This window comes from Aeromonas sp. Marseille-Q7275, assembly GCF_965119515.1.
This window is the reverse complement of record NZ_CBCPLW010000014.1, coordinates 59683-82149: the sequence shown is the minus strand read 5'-3', so window position 1 is coordinate 82149 and position 22467 is coordinate 59683. Positions and strand designations below refer to the sequence as shown.

Here is a 22467-nt window from a genome sequence, read left to right as displayed (position 1 = left end):
AGAGCTCATGGCTGAGCGTTATATCGGATTAAGGTCGGGCACCGCTATATGGCATGGCATTGAGGCCGTGACCTCTATCCCGCTCTCTATCACGACCCGCAATTGAGGAGACACCATGACTGAGCGCTATATCGGATTGATGTCGGGTACCAGCATGGATGGCATCGATGCTGTGCTGGTCACTCTGGATGGGGAAACCCTTCGGGTGGAGGCGGCGCTCTGCCATCCCTGGCCAGAGGCAACGGCCCGCGAGCTTCACGCCCTCTGCACTCCGGGGGAGAACGAAATAGACCGCATGGGCGTGGCCGACAATCGCGTGGCGCAGGAGTTTGCCGCCGCCACCCTGGCGCTGCTTGCCAAGGCCGGGCTTGAGCCCAAGGATATCCGCGCCATCGGCTCCCACGGCCAGACAGTGCGCCACCGCCCCCAGCTCGGCTTTACCCTGCAGATAGGCAATGCGGCCCTGCTGGCTGCCTTGACCGGCATCGATGTGGTGGCCGATTTTCGCACCCTGGACATGGCCCTCGGCGGTCAGGGGGCCCCCCTGGTGCCCGCCTTCCATCAGGCGATTTTTGCCAAACCCCATGCCTTGCGGGTGGTGCTGAACCTCGGCGGCATCGCCAACATCTCCGTATTGCCGGGTAATCCGGACGGCGACGGCAACGCTCAGGTATATGGCTTCGATACCGGACCCGCCAACACCCTGCTCGACGGCTGGTATCGCCGCCATCACCCGCAAGGCGGCGACTACGATGCGAATGGCCGCTGGGCCGCCAGCGGCCGGTTGCTCCCGGCGCTGCTGGCAAGGCTGCTGGCTCACCCCTACTTCGCCGCCCCCGCCCCCAAGAGCACGGGGCGGGAGATGTTCACCCTGGAGTGGCTAGACGGCGAGCTGGCAGGCACGGCATACGCCCCGGTGGATGTGCAGCGCACCCTGCAGGCGCTGACCTGCCACAGCATAGCCCGCCAGCTGCCCGTACTGGACGAGGCTCAGGGCCAAGCCGAGCTGTTTGTCTGCGGCGGCGGCGCCCACAATGGCCCCCTGCTGGGGGAGCTCGCCGCCCTGTTGCCCCGCTGGCGCCTTGCCAGCACGTCCGAGCTGGGGCTCGCCCCCGACTGGGTGGAAGGGGCCGCGTTTGCCTGGCTGGCACAGCGCTTCGTGACGCGCCAGCCCGGTAACCTGCCCGCCGTCACCGGCGCCAGCCGACCGGCGGTGCTCGGTGCCCTCTACCCCGCCTGAGCGGGCAACCTGCGCACACGAACAGAGAGGGCGGCATATGCCGCCCTCTCTGTCATCATCCGGCTCTGCCGTCAGCCGTTATCGACCTTGTTCATTCCCCCTCTATTTCCCGCTGCAATTTCATTGCATAAATCTGGATGTCATATGCAGCCCGTATTGGTTGATTACGGCGGCTCGCTTGCGTCAATGACATCATCGTCATGCAGCCTGGGTGAATGATATTTCCCGCCGCTGTTTCAAGGGTCGAAAACGGACACCGGCTAGCATATTTTTGAGGTTGCTGACAGCCCCGTTCATGGGCATGAAATGCATAGCCATTCATATTGGAATGCATGAACAGCAAAATATTTCCGATGATTAACCCTTTATTCACAGAATTGATCAACGTCGACCCGGCACAAACCCACGCACTGCGGCCATTTCCCTTATAAGGCGCGTGATGACACCCGGCCAGCCGTTATATATGGTGAATTGAACCGCATTTTAGCTATATTTCAGAGCATTGAGCCACCTCATAGAAATGCGATCCCGGTTTGCATCCCCTGGTCGGCCCCCCATAGAATCCCCCTGTCTGAATCATCAACCCGATCCATTTCTTCATCAGCCGCTCGCCCACGCAGGCGACGTCGAAGCAAGACTCGAAACAGCGATGACTGTTTTCCGTATCACCCGTCGTCATTCGTCGGGAACGGGCAACTGTTGCCGAAATAAAGCGAGACGTGCGGCAATCGAGAAAGGAAGGCGTTGACCCTACATCAATAAAGAGAAAGGAGTATCGCCATGAGTGGTACCATCATCAAATCCGCCAGAAATACCCCCAATGCCCCCCAGGATCTGGGCCCCTGCACCCAGAGCGTGGCCTTCTCCCACTACAACAATATTGCCGCCCAGCTGCCGGTCGATCCCAGGACAGGCAAGCTGGTAGGTGGCGATATCCAGGCCCAGGCCAGACAGTGCCTGACCAATATCCAGGCCATAGTAGAGAGCATCGGCCACGTCATGGACGACATGGTGAAAGTCACCCTCTTCCTCAAGAACATGGGGGATCTGGAGGCGGTCAACGCCGTTTATCGGGAATTCTTCCCCCGCAACCTGCCGACCCGTACCGTGCTGGCCGTGGCCGCCCTGCCGCTCGGCGCCGCCATTCAGATGGACGCCCTGCTCTCCAACGGGGAAGGCACCTTCCCCCAGGCCCCCTGCCCCCTGATCAAGCTCGCCCGAAACAGCTGCCGGGCGCCGACCGACCCGCTCTCGACCCATACGGTGGCCTTCTCCCACTACAACAATATCGGTGCCCAGCTGCCGGTGGATGCCGCCACCGGCCAGCTGGTTGCCGGTGGCATCCAGGAGCAGGCGGCCCAGTGCCTGCGCAATATCAAAAACGTGCTGGAGAGCATAGATGTGCCCTTTGACGATATCGTCAAGGTGACCCTCTATCTGACCAGCCTCGCGGATCTGGAGGCCGTCAACGAGGTCTACACAACCTTCTTCCCGGACTCCGCCATCGCCCGCGCCGTCGCCTATCTGCCCGCCCGCAGCGTGATCGCGGCCTCCGCCCTGCCCATGGGCGCCCGGGTGCAGATGGATGCGGTCATCTCCCACGGTGACGGCACCCCGCCCCAGCTGGTGGAAGACAGACACAACCTGGTGATCCGCGCCCGCAACACCGACCAGGCGCCGCGCAGCACGCTCCATAGCCAGAGCGTCGCCTTCTCCCACTACAACCATATCGCCGGCCAGCTGCCGATCGACATGGCCACGGGCAAGGTGCTGACCGGCTGCATCAAAGAGCAGACCGCCCAGTGCCTCGGCCATATCAAGACCATAGTGGAGAGCATCGACCATGTGATGGACGATATCGTCAAGGTGAATATCCAGGTGAAGAACATCGAGGATCTGGACGCAGTAAACGCCATCTACACCAAATACTTCCCGAGCTATCTGCCCGCCCGCACCGTCATTGGCGTGAGCGAACTGCCCGCCGGCGCCCTGGTGCAGATGGATGCCGTACTCTCCAATGCGGAAAGCACCCCGCCGCAGGTGTAAGGTTTACGTTCAATAATAAAAAGAGACCGGCTGATAGTCGGTCTCTTTTTACGTAACACGATGGGGCATTATTTGTATGGCTTCGACTTAAAGAACGCGAACGTCCGATTACGCTTCGCTAATCGAACCTACGAGACAATAATGTTTTCACACTTAGTCTTTATCTATCGCTTTTTTAATTTCATTGTAATAATAACCTTCTTCAGGCTCATGGCCAAATGCAATCTGCATCATCATTTTTATCATCATAACAGTCCCAATTTTAATTCCGTTCTCATCCACTTCTTGTCTTGAATAATCAGGATGGATTGGCAGCTCATAATTCATGACCCAATAAACACCAACCTTGTTTGTAACCTCAAGCATTTTGTTAAAAATGTCAGCATCAACCTCATGGTCTGGCTCTGATATGAATTTAGGTAAGTTATGTGCAATTTCATTACGATGTGATATTGCTTTTTCAAAGCCCTCGATATCTATATCGTTTATAGCACCTTGATCTTTGAACCATAGCAAAGATGCTTTAAGAGGGCTCTTACTAAAAGACATAACATCCTTGGAGTATTCCTCACTCAGAGTTTCACCATTAATCCCCCAGTGATCAGTAAAAAAGCCTCTTGGTTTTGATATAATAAAATCCCTACACATTTCATATGATGAAATATATACAGAAGCACTCATTAAATTTTCTCGCAGCTTCTTTGGATTTGTTAGTTTTTCCCATGCCTCCATGACTATATCTCCGAGCAATTAAAAAATTAAACTGAAGGATAACTCACTTTATAAGCTGCTATAACAAATTTTGAATATTATATTTCAAGCCAATAAAAACGCCCCCATCTTGCGATGGGGGGCGTTTTATTTTCCGGCTATTGAGCCAAAGAGGCTCAATCGTCAGCTATTACAGGGGCTGTTACAGGGATTCAGCGGTCGCAACCACGTTTTCCACGGTAAAGCCGAATTCCTTGAACAGCAGCTCGGCTGGGGCGGACTCACCGAAGGTGGTCATGCCGATGATCTTGCCGCCGAAGCCCACGTACTTGTACCAGTAGTCGGCGATGCCCGCTTCGATGGCGACACGCTTGGTGACGCTGGACGGCAGGACGGACTCCTTGTACGCGGCAGATTGGGCGTCGAACACGTCGGTGGCCGGCAGGGAGACCACACGCACGGCGCGGCCCTTGGCAGTCAGCTGCTCGTAAGCTGCAACGGCCAGCTCCACTTCGGAACCGGTGGCGATCAGGAGAAGCTCCGGGGTACCGGCGCAATCCTTCAGCACGTAGCCACCCTTGGCCACATCGGCCAGTTGCTGGGCGGTGCGGTCCATCTGGGGCAGGTTCTGACGGGAGAAGATCAGGGAAGTCGGGCCGTCGGTACGCTCGATGGCGTGCTTCCAGGCGATGGCAGACTCGACCTGGTCACAGGGGCGCCAGGTGCTCATGTTCGGGGTCAGACGCAGGGAGGCGATCTGCTCGACCGGCTGGTGAGTCGGGCCATCTTCACCCAGACCGATGGAGTCGTGGGTGTAGACGAAGATGGCGCGCTGCTTCATCAGGGCGGCCATGCGCAGGGCGTTGCGGGCGTACTCCATGAACATCAGGAAGGTGGCGCCGTAGGGGATGAAACCACCGTGCAGGGCGATGCCGTTCATGATGGCGGACATGGCGAACTCGCGCACACCGTAGTGGATGTAGTTGCCCGCCGCGCTCTCGGGAGTCAGGGACTTGGAGCCGGACCACATGGTCAGGTTGGACGGGGCCAGGTCGGCGGAACCACCCATGAACTCAGGCAGCAGCTTGCCGAAGGCTTCCAGGGCGTTCTGGGAGGCCTTGCGAGTCGCGATCTTGGCCGGGTTGGCTTGCAGGGTCTCGATGACCTTGGCGGATTCAGCGGCCCAGTTGGCTGGCAGCTCGCCAGTGGTGCGGCGCTTGAACTCGGCAGCCAGGGTCGGGTGCGCGGCTTCATAGGCGGCAAACTTGGCAGCCCAGTCGGATTCGAGCTTGGTGCCCTTTTCTTGCGCATTCCACTCGGCAGCGATCTCGGACGGGATGACGAAGGGCGCGTGATCCCACTTCAGGAAGGCACGGGCGGCAGCGATCTCGTCGTTGCCCAGCGGTGAGCCGTGGCAGTCGTGGGAGCCGGACTTGTTCGGTGAGCCGTAACCGATGATGGTGCGGCAGCAGATCAGGGTCGGCTTGCCGGTCTCGGCCTTGGCGGCCTCGATGGCGGCGTTGATGGCTTCCGGGTTGTGACCGTCAACGGCCGGGATGACGTGCCAGCCGTAGGCTTCGAAACGCTTGGGGGTGTCGTCGGTGAACCAGCCTTCCACGTGACCGTCGATGGAGATGCCGTTGTCATCCCAGAACGCGATCAGTTTGCCCAGGCCCAGGGTGCCGGCCAGGGAGCAAGCCTCGTGGGAGATGCCTTCCATCAGGCAGCCGTCGCCCATGAAGGCGTAGGTGTAATGGTCGACGATGTCGTGACCCGGCTGGTTGAACTGCTCGGCCATGGCCTTCTCGGCGATCGCCATGCCCACGGCATTGGTGATGCCCTGACCCAGCGGGCCAGTGGTGGTTTCGATGCCAGGGGCATAACCGTACTCCGGGTGACCCGGGGTGCGAGAGTGCAGTTGGCGGAAGTTTTTCAGATCATCGATGGAGAGGTCGTAACCAGAGAGATGCAGCAGGGAGTACAGCAGCATGGAGCCGTGGCCGTTGGACAGCACGAAGCGGTCACGGTCGGCCCACTTGGGGTTGTTCGGGTTGTGCTTGAGGTGGCCACGCCACAGCACTTCGGCGATATCTGCCATTCCCATGGGGGCGCCCGGGTGACCGGAGTTGGCTTTTTGAACGGCATCCATACTCAATGCGCGAATGGCATTGGCAAGCTCTTTACGAGAAGGCATCTGTATCTCCTGCGATTGCTTCATTTGATGGCCAAGATTAAGGCGCGTTATTGTCCCAGCAGGGCGGGCGCGGTGCAAATATTATCTGGGCGAATAAAGTGGCTTTGGGAGCACAATCGCTTTTCTGGCCCGGGAAAACGATTCAATCCGCCCCCTCTCTTACCCCCATCGGGGTGGTTGCCCCCTCAGCCTTGGTCCGGGCGGGTCCAACCCCAAATAGTGCTGGCAATCACCCAGTGACCTAATTAAAATAGACGTCCAGATGTAGATACCTCTACAGTCATCCTGTCATTTTCCGGTTATGGCCAAGGCGATAACCCCATACGAATCGAGAACCAATCATGGCAAAGCTGTTTACTTCCGAGTCGGTCTCCGAAGGCCATCCCGATAAAATCGCCGACCAGATCTCCGATGCGGTGCTGGACGCCATCCTGGTGCAAGACACCAAGGCGCGCGTCGCCTGCGAGACCCTGGTCAAGACTGGCATGGTGATGGTGGCCGGCGAAGTAACCACCTCTGCCTGGGTCGACATCGAGCAGATCGTGCGCGACACCGTGCGCGAGATAGGTTACACCCACTCCGACATGGGCTTCGATGCCGACTCCTGCGCCGTGCTGAACGCCATCGGCAAGCAGTCCCCGGACATCAACCAGGGTGTGGATCGTACCGATCCGCTGGAGCAGGGCGCCGGTGACCAGGGCCTGATGTTCGGCTATGCCACCAACGAAACCGACGTGCTGATGCCCGCCCCCATCACCTACTCCCACCTGCTGGTGAAGCGTCAGGCCGAAGTGCGCAAGAACGGCACCCTGCCGTGGCTGCGCCCGGATGCCAAGAGCCAGCTCACCTTCGCCTACGACAGCGAAGGCAAGATCCTGGGGGTGGATGCCGTGGTGCTCTCTACCCAGCATTGCGACTCCATCAGCCACAAGGATCTGGTGGAAGCGGTGCGCGAGGAGATCATCAAGCCGGTGCTGCCGGCCGAGTGGATCAACAAGGACACCAAGTACTTCATCAACCCGACCGGCCGTTTCGTCATCGGCGGCCCCATGGGTGACTGCGGTCTGACCGGTCGCAAGATCATCGTCGACACCTACGGCGGCATGGCCCGTCACGGTGGTGGCGCCTTCTCCGGCAAGGATCCGTCCAAGGTGGACCGCTCCGCCGCCTACGCCGCCCGCTACGTGGCCAAGAACATCGTCGCCGCCGGTCTGGCTGCCCGCTGTGAAGTCCAGGTCTCCTACGCCATCGGCGTGGCCGAGCCGACCTCCATCAGCGTCGAGACCTTCGGCACCGGCAAGGTAGCCGAGGAGCTGCTGGTCAAGCTGGTGCGCGAGTTCTTCGAGCTGCGTCCCTACGGCCTCATCGAGATGCTGGATCTCAAGCGTCCCATCTACCAGGCAACCGCCGCCTACGGCCACTTCGGCCGTGACGAGTTCCCCTGGGAGAAGACCGACAAGGCCGCTCTGCTGCGCGACGCCGCCGGTCTGTAAGGCTGGCCGTTGTGATAAAAGGGGAGCCTGGCTCCCCTTTTGCTTATCCGCTACCCGACGAGACCTCGATGTCTGCCACCAGAGCCCAACTCGACGCTTCCCTGCTCCAGCTGCTGCACCAGCGGGTCGACGCCTGCTTAGTGCAGGCGGAGGCACGCCTCGGCCGCCCCTTCCCGCGCCCGCAGATCCACTGCAACATGCGGGGCCGGGCGGCGGGGTCGGCGCGGCTGCAAACCTGGGAGCTGCGCTTCAACCCGGCGCTCTATCAGGCCAACCAGCAGGCCTTTCTGGCCGAGGTGGTGCCCCATGAGGTGGCGCACCTGCTGGTCTATGCGCTCTGGGGGGAAGGCCGCGGCAAGTCGCGGGTGCTGCCCCACGGCCGCCAGTGGCAGTCGGTGATGCGGGAGGTGTTCGGCCTCGAGCCCAACACCACCCACAGCTTCGATCTCGCCGTGCTGGCCCAGCGCACCCATGCCTACGCCTGTGCCTGCCAGCAGCATCAACTCTCGGTGCGTCGTCACAACAAGGTGGTGCGCGGCGAGGCCCGCTATCACTGCCGCCGCTGCCGCCAGCCCCTGGTATTGCAGCCGGGGTCGTCGGCGGATTGAGTCAACCCGTGTCGCGCCCCTGTGTTAGGGTGCGCAGCTTCTTCATTCACTCGTTTCATTGCCAAGGATCTTCATGTTTCGCCCTCTGATTTCCCTCTGCCTGGCCCTGCTGGTCAGTGCCCCGGCCCATGCCGAGGCCCCTCAGACCTTTCGCGCCGCCAAGCAGGATCTGAACAAGCTCTACCAGAGCCACCCCACCACCTTCTATTGCGGCTGCAACATCAAGTTCAGCGGCAAGCAGATGGCCCCGGACTGGGAGAGCTGCGGCTACCTGCCGCGCAAGCAGGCCAATCGCGCCTCTCGCATCGAGTGGGAGCACGTGGTCCCCGCCTGGGAGTTCGGCCACCAGCTCCAGTGCTGGCAGGAGGGCGGGCGCAAGAACTGCGGCAAGAGCGACGAGTTCAACAAGATGGAGGGGGACATGCACAACCTCTTCCCCGCCATCGGCGAGGTGAACGGCGATCGGGCCAACTACCGATTCTCCGACTGGAACGGCAAGCCGAACCAGTACGGCAAGTGCCAAATGCTGGTGGACTTCAAGGATCGCCGGGTGCAGCCGCCCAAGGGGCCGGTGCGCGGCCAGATAGCCCGCGCCTACCTCTACATGAGCCAGCAGTATGGGCTGCGCCTGGCCGCCCAACAGCGTAAACTGTTCGAGGCCTGGGACAGGCAGTACCCGGCCGACCGCTGGGAGTGCGAGCGCAACAGCCGCATCGGCAAACTGCAGGGCAATACCAACCCCTTCATTGAAAAGCAGTGCCAATAGCCCCATTTGACAGGGAGGGTCAGCCCTCCCATCACCCAACGCGTTCAAGCCAAGAGATTGTGATCAGCCATGCGCATTCCACGTATCTATGAACCGGCCGCCCTGCAGGTGGGCCAGACTCTCGCCCTGTCGGAAGACGGTGCCAACCACATAGGCCGGGTGCTGCGCATGCAGCCGGGTCAGCAGCTCGAGCTGTTCAACGGCGACGGCAACCAATATGCCGCCACCATCACAGGCGTCGGCAAGAAGTCGGTGGAGGTGCGCATCGACAGCTGCGAGGCCCGCTCGGTGGAATCCCCCTTCGCCATCCATCTGGGCCAGGTGATCAGCCGCGGCGACAAGATGGACTTCACCATCCAGAAATCCGTGGAGCTCGGCGTCACCTGCATCACTCCGCTCTTCTCCGAGCGCTGCGGCGTCAAGCTGCCGGCGGACAGGCTGGAGAAGAAGCGCGAGCAGTGGCAGAAGGTGGTGATCAGCGCCTGCGAGCAGTGCGGCCGCAACGTGGTGCCCGAGGTGCGCATGCCCATGGAGCTGGACGCCTGGCTGCGCGAAGAGACCCAGGAGCTCAAGCTCAACCTGCACCCGCGCGCCCCGTACAGCATCAACACCCTGCCGGTCCCCGAGCACGGGGTGCGGCTGCTGATCGGCCCGGAAGGGGGCTTGTCCAGCGACGAGATCGCCCGTACCGTGCAAGAGGATTTCAAGGAGATGCTGCTGGGGCCACGGGTGCTGCGCACCGAAACCGCCGCCCTGACCGCCATTACGGCGCTGCAGTGCCGCTTCGGCGATCTCGCTTAATACCAGAGGGCAGCGTCGACAAGCCGCGTGGCGGCATCGAATGATTGCAGCCTCAAACGGCCGATTAGGCTTCGCTAATCGCCCCTACCACCCAATCGAGCCACCAGAAGGAATCTCGGATGACCATCAAACTCGGCATAGTGATGGACCCCATCTCGGCCATCAACATCAAGAAGGACTCCAGCTTCGCCATGCTCGAAGAGGCGCAAAAGCGCGGCTACGAGCTCTTCTATCTGGAGATGAAGGATCTTTACATGCAGGCCGGACGTGCGTTTGGCACCATGCGCCCGCTGACCGTCAAGCATGACTACGCCCACTGGTTCAGCCTGGGCGAGGTGATCGATCAGCCGCTCTCCAGCCTGGACGTGATCCTGATGCGCAAGGATCCCCCCTTCGACACCGAGTTCATCTACGCCACCTACATGCTGGAGCGGGCCGAGGACGAGGGTTGCCTCATCGTCAACAAGCCCCAAAGCCTGCGCGACGCCAACGAGAAGCTCTACACCGCCTGGTTTGCCGAGCACACCCCGACCACCCTGGTCACTCGCCGTGCCGACAAGCTGCGCGCCTTCCACGCCGAGCACAAGGACGTGATCCTGAAGCCCCTGGATGGCATGGGCGGCGCCTCCATCTTCCGCATGAAGGAAGATGACGCCAACGTGGGGGTCATCATCGAAACCCTCACCGCCCACGGCAGCCAGTACTGCATGGCCCAGACCTTCCTGCCCGCCATCAAGGACGGCGACAAGCGGGTGCTGGTGGTGGACGGCGAGCCAGTGCCCTACTGCCTGGCCCGGATCCCGGCCCAGGGAGAGACCCGTGGCAACCTGGCGGCCGGCGGCCGCGGCGAGGCGCGCCCCCTGAGCGAGGCGGACTGGGCCATCGCCCGTGCGGTGGGCCCCACCCTCAAAGAGAAGGGGCTGATCTTCGTCGGGCTCGACATCATAGGCGATCGCCTGACCGAGATTAACGTCACCAGCCCGACCTGCATCCGCGAAATCGAGGCGGCCTTCCCGGTGCATATCACCGGCATGCTGATGGATGCCATCGAGCGCCGACTGGGAAAATAACCCAGGGTGACGCCCCTTGAGGCCATCAACCAGACAGTGACACCACAGGGGCCGACGCGGCCTCTGCTCTTTTCTGTTGCGTGACGATGTGAGCCAGCCCCCGGACTTCCGGGTTTTCTGCGCGAAAAAGCGGTTTTGCCCGCCGCCGTCAACTGCCATAATCACCCCAAATACCTTTGCACTCTTTGATATCTATGCAAACACTGCAAAACCATTTTCTGCTCGCCATGCCGAGCCTCACGGACGCCTACTTCGAACGCTCCCTGGTCTATCTGTGCGAGCACAGCAGCGAGGGAGCCATGGGACTGGTGGTCAACATCCCGGTGGACATGTCCCTGGACGCCATGCTGACCAAGCTCAAGCTGAGCCCGCCCGCCACCGCCGAGATGAAACAGCCGGTGCTGCAGGGGGGCCCGGTCCATGCCGATCGCGGCTTCGTGCTGCACAGCTTCAGGCCCGGCTTCAACTCCACCCTGCAGGTGAGCGACGAGATGATGGTCACCACCTCCAAGGACATCCTCGAGACCCTGGGCACGGACGAGGCGCCAGACCACTGGCTGGTGGCGCTGGGTTACGCCGGCTGGAGCGCAGGGCAGCTCGAGCAGGAGCTGGTGGATGGCGCCTGGCTGGTGATCCCCCCCAACCCCAGGCTGGTGTTCGACACCCCCATTCACCAGCGCTGGCAGCAGGCCGCCGCCAGCATAGGCGTCAATCCCCTGCATCTCTCCAGCCAGGTGGGACACAGCTGATGATGTTTGACACACAGATTCACCAGCGCTGGCAGCAGGCCATTGTCGTCATCAGCATAGGCATCAACCCTCTGCATCTCTCCAGCCAGGTGGGACACAGCTGATGATGTTTGACACGCAGATTCACCAGCGCTGGCAGCAGGCCATTGTCGTCATCAGCATAGGCGTCAACCCCCTGCATCTCTCCAGCCAGGTGGGGCACAGTTAGATCTCTTGTCACGCTCTTTAGTTGGTGCAGTTCCCATTTAGTGCCCCTCATCCCCAGCCCTTCTCCCGCGAGGGGAGAAGGGGGTAAATCGGCACGTTTCGGATATATCTGTGGCAACCTGTCAGCTAAAACGGAGTTAGCCAGATTCGAGCGAGCATAACCTCGATCGGTTCCCTCTCCCTTCGGGAGAGGGCTAGGGTGAGGGGATACGACATCTTTTTATTCATCTTTTTTCGAGGACATCCATGTCATCACGCAGCATCATGGGCTTTGACTACGGCACCAAGAGCATCGGCGTCGCCATCGGCCAGGAGCTCACGGGCACGGCCCAACCCCTTCGTTCCCTCAAGGCCAACGACGGCATTCCCAACTGGGACGAGATTGAAAAGTTGCTCAAGGAGTGGCAGCCGGATCTGCTCATCGTCGGCCTGCCGCTGAACATGGATGGCACGGATCAGGAGATCACGGTGCGGGCCCGCAAGTTCGGCAACCGCCTCCATGGCCGCTTCGGCAAGCCGGTGGAGTTCAAGGACGAGCGGCTCACCACCACGGATGCCCGCGCCCGCCTGTTCGAGCGCGGCGGCTACAAGGCGCTGGACAAGGGTAGCGTGGACGGGGTCTCCGCCCAGCTAATCGTCGAAGCCTGGATGGAAGAGCAATACGGTTGAACCCGGGGGGCCGGCCAGGCCCCCTGCATCAGGCATCTCCAGCCGCCTCTCCCCCGTCCCATGGGAACAGGGCCAGTCCCTGCGCCGCCTGGCCATAGAGCCGCTTCGTCTCATTGCGCAGCCACATCACCTTGGCATCCTGGTTATGGCGTTTGTGCCACAGCAGGATGAAGGCTATCTCCAGTTGTACATAGAGTGCCTCGGGGAGCGGCAGGGGCATGGCGATCAGGTTGCCGTGGTGACTGGCGGCATAGCCAGCGCAATAGGAGGGCGCCACGGCGATCAGTTCGTGACTCGACTGGGAGGCGATGTGCAGGGCCTGCTCGAAGCTCGCCACCATGATGGGCACCTCCCGCCTCTGCCCCTCATCCTCCAGCAGATCGTCCAGCGCCCAGCTGTCGCTGGCCTCCCACACCACGCTTATCTGGGGACAGGCCAGAAAGTTTTCCAGCGACCACGTCCGCCCGAGCAGGGGGTGATCCTTGCGCAGGAACACCACGGGGCGATCGGTGAACAGCACCTCGTGATCGATGTAATAGGGCAGCCGGTTGACCCTGGCCTGGGAGCGACCATGGGTCTCCCGGGCGCAGAAGCCGAGATCCGCATCCCCGTTGACTATGTCGTTGAGGGAGTGGTGATCCCACCCCAGCATCCTGACCACAGAGTGGGGGTACTTCTGGTAGATGGTCATGGGCAGCTCGCTCAGGAAGCTGATGCCAAAGGGGGACTCCATCACCATACTGAAGCGGGCCCCCTCGGGGATCGCCTCGCTGTTGAGAGAAGTGATGCTGCCTGTCAGCAGGAACCAGGCCTTGAGCTCCTCCTCCAGGGTCAGGGAGAGCTGGGTCGGCTGCAGCCCCTGCCGCACCCGCACCAGGAGGGGATCGTCAAACCAGTCCCGCAGCTTGGCGAGCGCCTTGCTCACCGTCGAGGGGGTGACGCAGAGCTTCTTGGCCGCCCCTGACACGCTGCGCTCCTGCATCAGGTGTTTGAAGACCACCAGCAGGTTCAAATCCAGTTCACCCAGGTTGCGCATCTTTCCTCTCCCCTTATCCCCGCGACCGCGCTTCGCGCAGCGCGAGCCATGGTAACAGCCCTTTGACGGCCAGGTAACTGAGCAGGGTCAACAGCAGGGCAGAGATCAGCATCCCGGATGGGGTAACGCCAAGCTGGCCCAGCAGCCAGATATAGAGGCCGGAGAGGCTGATCTGCATGATGCAGAGCAGGGCGCTGGCAAATGCCGCCTGGTGCCGACACTCCCCCAGCGCCTCCCCCATCGCCACCCCGAAGCCACAGGAGAAACCGATGCAGACCAGGGCAAAACCCGGCAGCAGCAAGCGGACGTCGTCCCCCAGCTGCCAGTTGCCGAGCAGGAGGCAGGCCGCCAGCAGGTAGGCCAGATGGGAGAGCGCCAGCACCCTCTGCTTGCCCTGCCAGCGCAGCAGCAACGGTGTCAGGAAGGAGGCGGACATGCTCACCCCGGCCATCACCATCATCACCAGGGCGTACTGCTCGGTGGTGAAGCCAAGCCCCTGCATCAGGATCAGCGGCGAGACGCTCACATAGACCAGGATGGCGGTGACGCTGGCACTGGTCAGCAGCGAGTGCAGCATGAAGCCCGGGGAGCCCAGCAGGGCAAAGGGCCGGGTCGCGCCACTCTGCTGGCGGGCCGGACGGGTCTCCCTGAGCAGCAGCAGGTTGACCAGGCCGCTGACAGCGGCCACCAGCGCCATCGCCACGAAGATCCCGCGCCAATCAAAATGCGACAGGATGAGATAACCGAGCACCGGCGCCAGCACCGGGATGACGCAGATCACCCCGTTGATCATGGAGAGCGCCATGGCCAGCCGCCCCTGGCTCAGCACATCCCGCAGCACGGTAAAGGTCATGATGTAGAGCGCCCCCGCCCCGGCCCCCTGCCAGAAACGGCCCAGATAGAACTGACTGATCCCCGTCGCATTGGCCGCCACCAGGGAGGCGACGACAAAGATGAGGGCGCCCCCCAGCACCACCCAGCGCCGGCCATGGCGATCCGCAATGATCCCCCCCAGCAGCACTGTGGCCGCCATGCCGAACAGGTAGATGGAGAAGGCGGTGTGGATCTGCCCCTCGCTCGCCTGCAGGGTGTCGGCAATCTGGGGCACGGCCACCAGATAGAGATCGATCCCGAGCGGGTAGAGGATGATCATCAGGAAAGTGCACAGCAGGAAAATGCCCATGGATGCTCCATTGCGAAGGGCCCGCCCACTCAGACCGTCGACGGCATGAGCATGGGGGACAGAATGAATATGGGCAGCACTATAGGAGGGGGCCCCGCTCGCATCGAGTGAAGAGATGGCGAACGGTAGATTCCAGTTTGGAAATCCTGTGGCGAGGGCAGGCCATTGGAGCCATTCGCCTAGGCGTGACAGTGCCGGGAAGCACCAAAAAGTACGCCGGGCTGTCCCGGCGTACTCACCTCAATCAACGGGGCCGAACCGTCACTCCGTCAGCTGGCTCAGGATGGCGTGGGCCGCCTTGACACGGGCCTCGTTCGGATAGTTGCGATTGGCCAGCATGACGATGCCGACGCCCTTCGCGGGCACGAAGGCCACGTAGGCACCGAAGCCGTTGGTCGCGCCTGTCTTGTTGTAGAGCCGCGCCTCCCCCGTCTTCCGGGACCCGGCAACGGGGCTGACCGGATTGGCCTTGAAGCTCACCGCCGGGGAGTTGCCCGCCAGCAGCGCCGCTTCGCTGACGGGATAGGAATAGCTCTCCCAGCCGAGCCCCTGGGTCATGGCGCCCACCGAGTAAAGCCCCTTGTGGGTCAGGGCAATCGCCTGCTGCATCGCCTCGTCGCCACCGCCTGTGATGTTGGCGCCGACAAAGGCCAGCAGATCCGCCGAGCTGGTCTTGATGCCATAGGCTTCGTCCGCCAGGACGCCCGGGTTGACCCGGATGGGCTTGTCCTCTTTCGAGTAGCCATAGGCGTAGTGCCCCATGGCCGCGGCGGGCACCTTGAGATAGGTGTGGGCCAGACCAAGCCTGGGCAGCAGGGTCTGGCTCATCAGCTGCTCAAAGGGTTGATCCAGGCTCTGGGCCGCGAGATGGCCGAACAGGCCGATGCTGGGGTTGGAGTACTGGCGATGGGTGCCCGCCGGGTAGGCTGGCGTCCACTGGCGATAGTAGGCGCGCATCTTGTCGGTGGAATCCACCTCGTCGGGGAATTGCAGCGGCAGGCCCCCGGCGCTATAGGTCGCGAGCTCGGCCATGGTGATGCCGTCGAAGGCGGAACCTTTGAGCCAGGGGGCGTGCTGGCTCACCCTGTCATCGAGCTGGAAGCCGCCCTTGACCACGGCGTAGGCCCCAAGCGTTGCCGTAAAGGTCTTGCTGACCGAGCCTATCTCGAACAGGGTCTGCTCGCTGACACGGGCCCCGCTCTCCCGGTTCGCCACCCCGTAGTTGAAGTAGTGGGCCTTGCCATCCTGCAGCACGGCCACCGCCATGCCCGGGATCCTGTGCTCCTTGAGCACGGGCCGGATGCTGGCATCCACCAGGGGGCGCAGGGGATCGCCCTGGGGGGCCGCCGTGGCCTGCGCCAGACCGGTCCAGAGCAGCGTGCCCGCCGTCAGCAATGTCATCCGCACCTGTTGTTGCATGGTTATTTCATCCTCTCGGTTGTTTGGGATCGCCGCACCAGCGACGAGCTGTGGGGCCAGCATAACGGGCCAAGGTGTGCTGGATGTGAAGTGGCGTGAAGTCTCGTCGCTGTTGCCAAGGAGGCTCCCAGCCAGCACCCTGTGAGTCCACCATCCCATGCACCGCCCCGGGCAGGCACAAGCCCATATAGAAGAGGGGAGCCCATGGCTCCCCTCTTTCATTATCCAACCGGATCAACGCAGGACTCAGGCCTGCTTGCTCTTGGGCGGGTTGTCCCAGATCCCCTCTTCCAGCTGACTGCGCAGCTCGGGGTACTTGTTGGCATCGAAGGTGGGGACGCGACCCACCTTGAGCTGGTCGTTGTAGTCCTTGGCCAGCTTGATGGCGACACCGGAGAGCAGCAGTATGGCGATCAGGTTGACGATGGCCATCAGCCCCATGGAGACATCCGCCAGGGCCCACACGGTCGGCAGCTCGCCCACGGAGCCGAACATCACCATGCCCAGCACGAACATCCGGAACAGCATCAGGCCACCCTTGTGGTTGTGCTCCAGGAACACCAGGTTGGTCTCGGCGTAGGAGTAGTTCGCCACTATGGAGGTGAAGGCGAAGAAGAAGATGGCCGCCGCAATGAAGATGTTGCCACCGCCACCGACCTGGGAGGAGAGCGCACGCTGGGTCAGCTCGACCCCGGTCACGCCGGAGCCCGGCTCGAACTGGCCGGACATCAGTATGATGGCGGCAGTACAGGTACAGATGACTATGGTGTCGAGGAAGACCCCCAGCATCTGCACATAGCCCTGGGACGCCGGGTGCGGCGGATAGGGGGTCGCGGTCGCGGCGGCGTTGGGGGCAGAGCCCATGCCGGCTTCGTTGGAGAAGAGACCGCGCTTGATGCCGTTGATCATCGCCTGGGAGATGGCGTAACCCATGGCGCCGGACCCCGCCTGCTCGATGCCGAAGGCAGACTTGATGATGAGGACAAAGACCCCGGGCAGCTCGCTGATGTTCATGGCCACCACGAACAGCGCCATCAATATGTAGGCCAGCGCCATGAAGGGCACCACCAGTTCGGCGAAGCGGGCGATGCCACGGATGCCGCCGAAGATGATGAGACCGGACAGCACCACCAGGGCCAGGCCGCTGACCCAATCAGGGATGCCGAAGGCGACGTTCATGGCCAGGCTGATGGAGTTGGCCTGCACCGCATTGAACACCAGACCGAAGGCCAGCAGCAGACAGAGGGAGAAGACCACCCCCATCCAGCGCATGCCGAGGCCGCGTTCCATGTAGTAGGCGGGGCCGCCACGGTAGTTGCCGTCTTCGTCCTTGACCTTGTAGAGCTGGGCCAGGGTGCTTTCCACAAACGCCGTCGCCATGCCGATAAAGGCGATCAGCCACATCCAGAAGATGGCGCCCGGGCCACCCAGATAGATGGCGACGGCCACGCCAGCCAGGTTGCCGGTGCCCACACGGGCGGCCAGGCTGGTACACAGGGCCTGGAAGGAGGAGATGCCGGCACTGTCGGATTTGCGGCTATTGCGCAGTACCGAGAACATGTGGCCGAAGTGGCGGATCTGGATAAACCCCAGGCGGAAAGTAAAGAAGAGTCCGACCCCGATCAGCAGGTAAATGAGCACGGCTCCCCACATCAGGTCGTTAATCATTGCAATCAAGGTGTCCATAATTCTCTCGTTGTTATCACATCCATGGTCAGTCTGCGCTGACCGCTCTCTGTCAATTTCCGAATTAGCATTGCGCCGAAGGGGCGGAATCTAGCATAGGGAGGGGATTCAGAATAGTGATTAGGCTCACTGGAAAGACAAAAAACGAGCGATTTGATGCAAAAAAGCTTCATTTAGCACGCAAATAATCAACAAAACTTGATGTGCGCTGCTACAGCCGACAAATAAGACCCGAAAGGGGCTCATCAGTCGATATGCCCATGGCGGCAAAAACAGATGCCTTGACGGGCCGCGGGAAGACAAGCGTTTGCCTTTGATGCCGCCCAGCCAGGGGCTTGTCGCGCCAAACGTTTTACACGTAATTAAATTTCAAGTAGCTGACAAGAGTATTTGTGTGACCTACTGCACAAATTGAAGAATCAACTAAAAAAGTTGCTTTTGTGCCGGCCGGCGGGCGTTGCCAAAAGATAAGTAAAAGTCGTTTTTTATCAGACACTTTCCTCCTGTCGCTCCCCCCCTTCCCGCCACCTGGATGATTCACGTACAAGGCTCCCTATTGCAGGAAGCGCCACATCCGTATTAATTAGGCAGGCAGTGGCGATGGGCCACCCCCATCGTGCTTTTCTGAGCCTGAGTCGCCGGGATTTTGTAATTTTATTTCAGAACGGCCGTCTCACGCCCGCAACCCCTGGGATTGCTCCCTCATATAGAGATGATATTTGCTATGGCCGATAAATTAACCCAGCTGAAAGCCCTGACCACGGTAGTTGCCGACACCGGCGACATCGAAGCCATCAAGCGCTACCAGCCCATCGATGCCACCACCAACCCCTCCCTGGTGTTGAAGGCATCCGAGATCCCCGAGTACGCGGCTCTGATCGAAGACGCCATCAACTGGGCCAAGTCCCAGAGCCAGGACAAGGCACAGCAAATCATCGACGCGGGCGACAAGCTGGCGGTCAACATAGGTCTGGAAATCCTGAAAATCGTCCCGGGCCGCATCTCCACCGAGGTGGATGCCCGTCTCTCCTTCGACACCGACGCCAGCATCGCCAAGGCACGCAAGCTGATCCGCCTCTACAACGAAGCCGGCATCAGCAACGATCGCATCCTGATCAAGCTGGCCTCCACCTGGGAAGGGATCCGTGCCGCCGAAGTGCTGGAGAAAGAGGGCATCCAGTGCAACCTGACCCTGCTGTTCTCCTTCGCCCAGGCCCGTGCCTGTGCCGAAGCCGGTGCCTTCCTGATCTCCCCGTTCGTGGGCCGCATCCTCGACTGGTACAAGGCCAAGCACAACCGTGACTACACCGCGAGCGAAGATCCGGGCGTGGTCTCCGTCACCGCCATCTACAACTACTACAAGCAGCACGACTACCCGACCGTGGTGATGGGTGCGAGCTTCCGCAACACCGGCGAGATCCTGGAGCTGGCCGGCTGCGACCGCCTGACCATAGGCCCTGCCCTGCTGGAAGAGCTGAGCAAGACCGAAGGCGCCGTGGTTCGCAAGCTGGACTACACCGGCGAGCGCAAGGCCAAACCGACCCCGATGACCGAAGCGCAGTTCCGCTGGGAGCTGAACCAGGACGCCATGGCTCACGAGAAGCTGGGCGAAGGCATCCGCATGTTCGCCATCGACCAGGGCAAGCTGGAAACCATGCTGGCCAGCCGCCTGTAAAAAGACGACCTAAGCCATCTCGGCCAGCCCCTCCACAGGAGGGGTTGCGCCGATAAAACCGGGCTCCCGACAGGGCAGCCCGGTTTTTTTTATCCACCCTCCCGATTGTCACAACCTGGTCATAAAAACGTTTTATTTTCAAATGCGTCGTGTTATACGAATGGTGAAAACCATAAAACCAAGGAGGGAGCCATGGACATGTTCAACTTCGATTTTGACGAGGTCGTTGAGCTGGGTTCACGTAGCCGCGGGACAACGGGAAAGAAACGCAAATGGCGTGAGATAGAGGCGCTTAAAGACAAGCACCGCCTGCAGAAGGAGCTGCAAGCCATCGACATCGCCTATGAAGGTTCGGAAGAACTGGAGCTGTAGCGTCGCCGGTGTCGCCGATGGCGGCACAGACCCGCCGACACAGTAAAACAAGACGCCCCGGCCAAGCCGGGGCGTCGTTTTTTGGTCCGCCTGCCATTTCAGGATGAGGGGGGCAGCGAGAGCTGCTTGGCCAGCGCCTGGAAGTGCTGGCTCACCTCGGCCCCGAACAGGGGATCATTGATGGCCCTGTTCTGCCAGAGCTGCTCCAGGTGGCGCCAGTCATCCTCGGTCAGGGAGTCACGCAGATGAGGGAAGATCACCCCTTCCTCATAGTTCATGTGGGCCTCCTGCTGCTCGATGAACTGCTCCAGCTTGGCGGTGAACTGCTCAAGCGGAATGACGGCGTCCATCAGTATCATCTCCACCATCTCCTTGAGCTCGGTGCCGGCCACCAGCAGGCGGGCGTGCTCCTCATGCAGCCGGTTGGCGACCTCCCCCTCCACCACCCTGTACTTCAGGTAGTAGTCATAGATCATGTCTTCCTTGGGGTGATGGAACTTGTCGGAGACCTCCCGCAAGTAGTCCACCACGTCCCGGAGCAGGAAATAGCTCACCGGCTGCTCATTGCGGATGGCTGCCAGCTTGTGCTTGAGCAGCGTCAGCAGCCTGGCGATGTTGAGGTGGTCCTTATGGAGACTGGATAACATGAGCACTCCTTGCGCTGAATTGAAAAAGAGACTGTCTCGAGTATACGGTCATTTATTACCCGAACTTTGCACTCAATCAAATCAGTTGCTGACAATCCCCGCCCCGGCGGCGCAGACCAGCGGGCAGGCCTGCGTGCCCTGGCCACTCGCAGAGGCGGGAAGACGGTCAGGCCGGCACGGGCTGGTCATGGCAGACCGAGAGCCAGTCGATGGGGCTCATCCCCTGCTGCACCAGCAGGCGGTTTGCCTCGGAGAAGTGGCCGCAGCCGATGAAGCCGCGGTGAGCGGACAATGGGCTGGGATGGGGAGCCGTCAGTACATGGTGACGCTGCCTGTCGATGAAGCGCCCCTTCTTCTGGGCATGGGCTCCCCACAGCAGGAAGACCACCCCCTGGCAGTGGGAGTTGATCCGCTCGATGACCCTGTCGGTAAAGGTCTCCCAGCCCAGGTGGGCATGGGAGTGGGCCATGCCCGCCTGCACCGTCAGCACCGTATTGAGCAGCAGCACCCCCTGGGTGGCCCAGGACTCCAGATAACCGTGACCGGGTGTGACAAAACCCGGCAGATCCCGCTGCATCTCCTTGTAGATGTTGACCAGGGAGGGGGGCGTGCGCACCCCGGGCAGCACGGAGAAGCAGAGGCCGTGCGCCTGGCTCGGCCCGTGATAGGGGTCTTGCCCCAGGATCACCACCTTGACGCTGTCCAGCTCGGTCAGCTTGAAGGCATTGAACACCTCGGTGGCCGGGGGGTAGATCACCTTGCCCGCTTCCCGCTCCTCCCTGACGGTCGCCAGGGTTGCCTTGAAATAGTCCTGCTCTTTCTCAGAACCGATCACGTCCTTCCAGGTCAGCACGCCAGTCTCCTCTCTCTGTGAATCCACTGCCTCTGGCACCCCGATATCCTCGATGAATGCCGCAAGGGGCTCAGGATAGGTGGCCGGGCAGCAAGACGCAACCGCGACTCGGCTCAAGGAGATGGCCGCACCTGCATCCCGGTGTCCCCTTTCCCCTGGCACCCTGGCGATCGAGATGACGGTTGGTGGCCTCAGCCATCGGCGCCCTGGCGACCGCGCACGGGCCATCCAGCGGCCCCCTGACCTGATAAGACACCCGGCCTGACCTTATAAAGAGAATAACGGCTAAAGGTGTAGTTAAATTACTAGATATACCCAATAAAAAATGCATAATTAATATATCTTACGAAATCATAAAAATGATCTCTTTTTGATTAATCTCAATGAATTAATCCCTTTTCTCGCGCGCAAATCGCGCATTTATTGATTTGGATCAATTTTCGTATTATTACCATCGTGATATATATGACCCCAACGAAGTAAAGGTGTAAGGCAAGGCCCCGTTAAATCATCCCGTCACCAAGGTGGTTTAAAAACATCAGGGTAATGTGCTTACCGTTGAATCCGCTTTCCTATGAGGAGTCATACCATGATCAAGGGCATCCAAATCACCCAGTCCGCCAACGCCGCACTGCTGAACTCTTTCTGGCTGCTGGATGAAGAGAAGCAGCAGGCTCGCTGCATCTGCGCCAAGGGCGACAGCTTCGTCGCCGATCAGGAAGTCGCACTGTCCGATCTGGGCCAGTTCGAATACCGTGAACTGCCGGTCCAGACCGAACCCGTGGTCGAGGGTGGTCAACACCTGAACGTCAACGTACTGCGCCGCGAGACTCTGGAAGACGCCATCGCCAATCCGGAGAAATACCCGCAGCTCACCATCCGCGTGTCCGGCTACGCAGTGCGTTTCAACGCCCTGACCCCGGAACAGCAGCGTGATGTGGTCACCCGCACCTTCACCCAGAGCCTGTAAGTCGCTCTGCGGTCATCTGCACCATGAAAAACGGCCCAAACGGGCCGTTTTTTTATGGGCAAGCCACTGTGC

The 22467-nt window shown here is 60.9% G+C and carries 21 protein-coding genes and 1 pseudogene; 13 read left to right on the top strand and 9 right to left on the bottom strand.

The window, feature by feature from the left end:
- Positions 1-115: 115 nt before the first annotated feature.
- Positions 116-1240, top strand: coding sequence for an anhydro-N-acetylmuramic acid kinase (locus ACWPWQ_RS14265; RefSeq protein ID WP_454010085.1), 1125 nt, complete (start codon positions 116-118; stop codon positions 1238-1240).
- 91 nt (positions 1241-1331) lie between these two features.
- Here the strand turns inward: ACWPWQ_RS14265 and ACWPWQ_RS14260 are convergent, their stop codons facing one another.
- Positions 1332-1613: a hypothetical protein gene (locus ACWPWQ_RS14260; protein ID WP_454010084.1), complete on the bottom strand. Its 282-nt coding sequence runs from the start codon at positions 1611-1613 to the stop codon at positions 1332-1334.
- A 407-nt stretch (positions 1614-2020) separates the two neighbouring features.
- Here ACWPWQ_RS14260 and ACWPWQ_RS14255 point away from each other — a divergent pair, with 407 nt between their 5' ends.
- Positions 2021-3286 (top strand): RidA family protein, encoded by a 1266-nt coding sequence (locus ACWPWQ_RS14255; protein WP_454010083.1) that lies wholly within the window; start codon positions 2021-2023, stop codon positions 3284-3286.
- Positions 3287-3439: 153 nt separating this feature from the next.
- On the opposite strand, the gene ACWPWQ_RS14250 is transcribed toward ACWPWQ_RS14255, so the two are convergent.
- Positions 3440-4018, bottom strand: a complete 579-nt coding sequence (locus ACWPWQ_RS14250; protein ID WP_454010082.1) for a hypothetical protein — start codon at positions 4016-4018, stop codon at positions 3440-3442.
- A gap of 181 nt (positions 4019-4199) precedes the next feature.
- Complete coding sequence (gene tkt, locus ACWPWQ_RS14245; RefSeq protein WP_454010081.1) at positions 4200-6191, bottom strand: transketolase; 1992 nt, start codon at positions 6189-6191, stop codon at positions 4200-4202.
- Between the two features lie 341 nt (positions 6192-6532).
- Here tkt and metK point away from each other — a divergent pair, with 341 nt between their 5' ends.
- The 8 genes and pseudogenes from metK (at position 6533) to ruvX (ending at position 12554) form a co-directional block, all read left to right on the top strand.
- Positions 6533-7684 carry a methionine adenosyltransferase gene (gene metK / locus ACWPWQ_RS14240; RefSeq protein ID WP_005330558.1) on the top strand — a complete coding sequence of 384 codons (1152 nt, stop codon included), beginning with the start codon at positions 6533-6535 and terminating at the stop codon, positions 7682-7684.
- Between the two features lie 68 nt (positions 7685-7752).
- On the top strand, positions 7753-8292 hold the full coding sequence (locus ACWPWQ_RS14235) for a SprT family zinc-dependent metalloprotease (protein ID WP_454010080.1): 540 nt from the start codon (positions 7753-7755) through the stop codon (positions 8290-8292).
- A gap of 73 nt (positions 8293-8365) precedes the next feature.
- Complete coding sequence (locus ACWPWQ_RS14230) at positions 8366-9058, top strand: endonuclease (RefSeq protein WP_454010079.1); 693 nt, start codon at positions 8366-8368, stop codon at positions 9056-9058.
- 69 nt (positions 9059-9127) lie between these two features.
- Positions 9128-9859, top strand: coding sequence for a 16S rRNA (uracil(1498)-N(3))-methyltransferase (gene rsmE, locus ACWPWQ_RS14225; protein ID WP_454010078.1), 732 nt, complete (start codon positions 9128-9130; stop codon positions 9857-9859).
- A 119-nt stretch (positions 9860-9978) separates the two neighbouring features.
- Complete coding sequence (gene gshB / locus ACWPWQ_RS14220) at positions 9979-10929, top strand: glutathione synthase (protein WP_163136244.1); 951 nt, start codon at positions 9979-9981, stop codon at positions 10927-10929.
- A 194-nt stretch (positions 10930-11123) separates the two neighbouring features.
- A complete protein-coding gene (locus tag ACWPWQ_RS14215; RefSeq protein ID WP_139435608.1) occupies positions 11124-11678 on the top strand; it encodes a YqgE/AlgH family protein in 555 nt (184 codons plus the stop codon).
- Positions 11679-11781: 103 nt separating this feature from the next.
- A pseudogene (locus ACWPWQ_RS14210) lies at positions 11782-11886 on the top strand (YqgE/AlgH family protein); the annotation flags it as partial.
- Positions 11887-12131: 245 nt separating this feature from the next.
- The gene (gene ruvX / locus ACWPWQ_RS14205) at positions 12132-12554 is read left to right on the top strand and encodes a Holliday junction resolvase RuvX (RefSeq protein WP_025326196.1); all 423 of its coding nucleotides are present in this window, start codon (positions 12132-12134) and stop codon (positions 12552-12554) included.
- A gap of 28 nt (positions 12555-12582) precedes the next feature.
- Here the strand turns inward: ruvX and yidZ are convergent, their stop codons facing one another.
- From yidZ to ACWPWQ_RS14185, 4 genes are all read right to left on the bottom strand, one after another.
- Entirely contained in the window at positions 12583-13590 is a 1008-nt protein-coding gene (yidZ, locus tag ACWPWQ_RS14200; protein ID WP_454010077.1) for an HTH-type transcriptional regulator YidZ, read from the bottom strand.
- 13 nt (positions 13591-13603) lie between these two features.
- On the bottom strand, positions 13604-14773 hold the full coding sequence (locus tag ACWPWQ_RS14195; protein WP_454010076.1) for an MdtL family multidrug efflux MFS transporter: 1170 nt from the start codon (positions 14771-14773) through the stop codon (positions 13604-13606).
- Between the two features lie 261 nt (positions 14774-15034).
- Entirely contained in the window at positions 15035-16192 is a 1158-nt protein-coding gene (gene ampC / locus ACWPWQ_RS14190) for an FOX/MOX family class C beta-lactamase (protein ID WP_454010075.1), read from the bottom strand.
- 246 nt (positions 16193-16438) lie between these two features.
- A complete protein-coding gene (locus tag ACWPWQ_RS14185) occupies positions 16439-17878 on the bottom strand; it encodes an alanine/glycine:cation symporter family protein (RefSeq protein WP_139435616.1) in 1440 nt (479 codons plus the stop codon).
- Between the two features lie 724 nt (positions 17879-18602).
- On the opposite strand from ACWPWQ_RS14185, the gene tal reads away from it, so the two are divergent.
- Positions 18603-19553 (top strand): transaldolase, encoded by a 951-nt coding sequence (tal, locus tag ACWPWQ_RS14180; RefSeq protein ID WP_139435618.1) that lies wholly within the window; start codon positions 18603-18605, stop codon positions 19551-19553.
- A 192-nt stretch (positions 19554-19745) separates the two neighbouring features.
- A complete protein-coding gene (locus ACWPWQ_RS14175; RefSeq protein WP_025326190.1) occupies positions 19746-19925 on the top strand; it encodes a DUF3545 family protein in 180 nt (59 codons plus the stop codon).
- Between the two features lie 98 nt (positions 19926-20023).
- On the opposite strand, the gene ACWPWQ_RS14170 is transcribed toward ACWPWQ_RS14175, so the two are convergent.
- Both ACWPWQ_RS14170 and ung read right to left on the bottom strand, forming a co-directional pair.
- Positions 20024-20572 (bottom strand): hemerythrin domain-containing protein, encoded by a 549-nt coding sequence (locus ACWPWQ_RS14170; RefSeq protein ID WP_202046443.1) that lies wholly within the window; start codon positions 20570-20572, stop codon positions 20024-20026.
- Between the two features lie 166 nt (positions 20573-20738).
- Positions 20739-21425 (bottom strand): uracil-DNA glycosylase, encoded by a 687-nt coding sequence (gene ung / locus ACWPWQ_RS14165; protein WP_202046444.1) that lies wholly within the window; start codon positions 21423-21425, stop codon positions 20739-20741.
- 589 nt (positions 21426-22014) lie between these two features.
- Here ung and grcA point away from each other — a divergent pair.
- On the top strand, positions 22015-22395 hold the full coding sequence (grcA, locus tag ACWPWQ_RS14160) for an autonomous glycyl radical cofactor GrcA (protein ID WP_025326187.1): 381 nt from the start codon (positions 22015-22017) through the stop codon (positions 22393-22395).
- Positions 22396-22467: the final 72 nt, after the last annotated feature.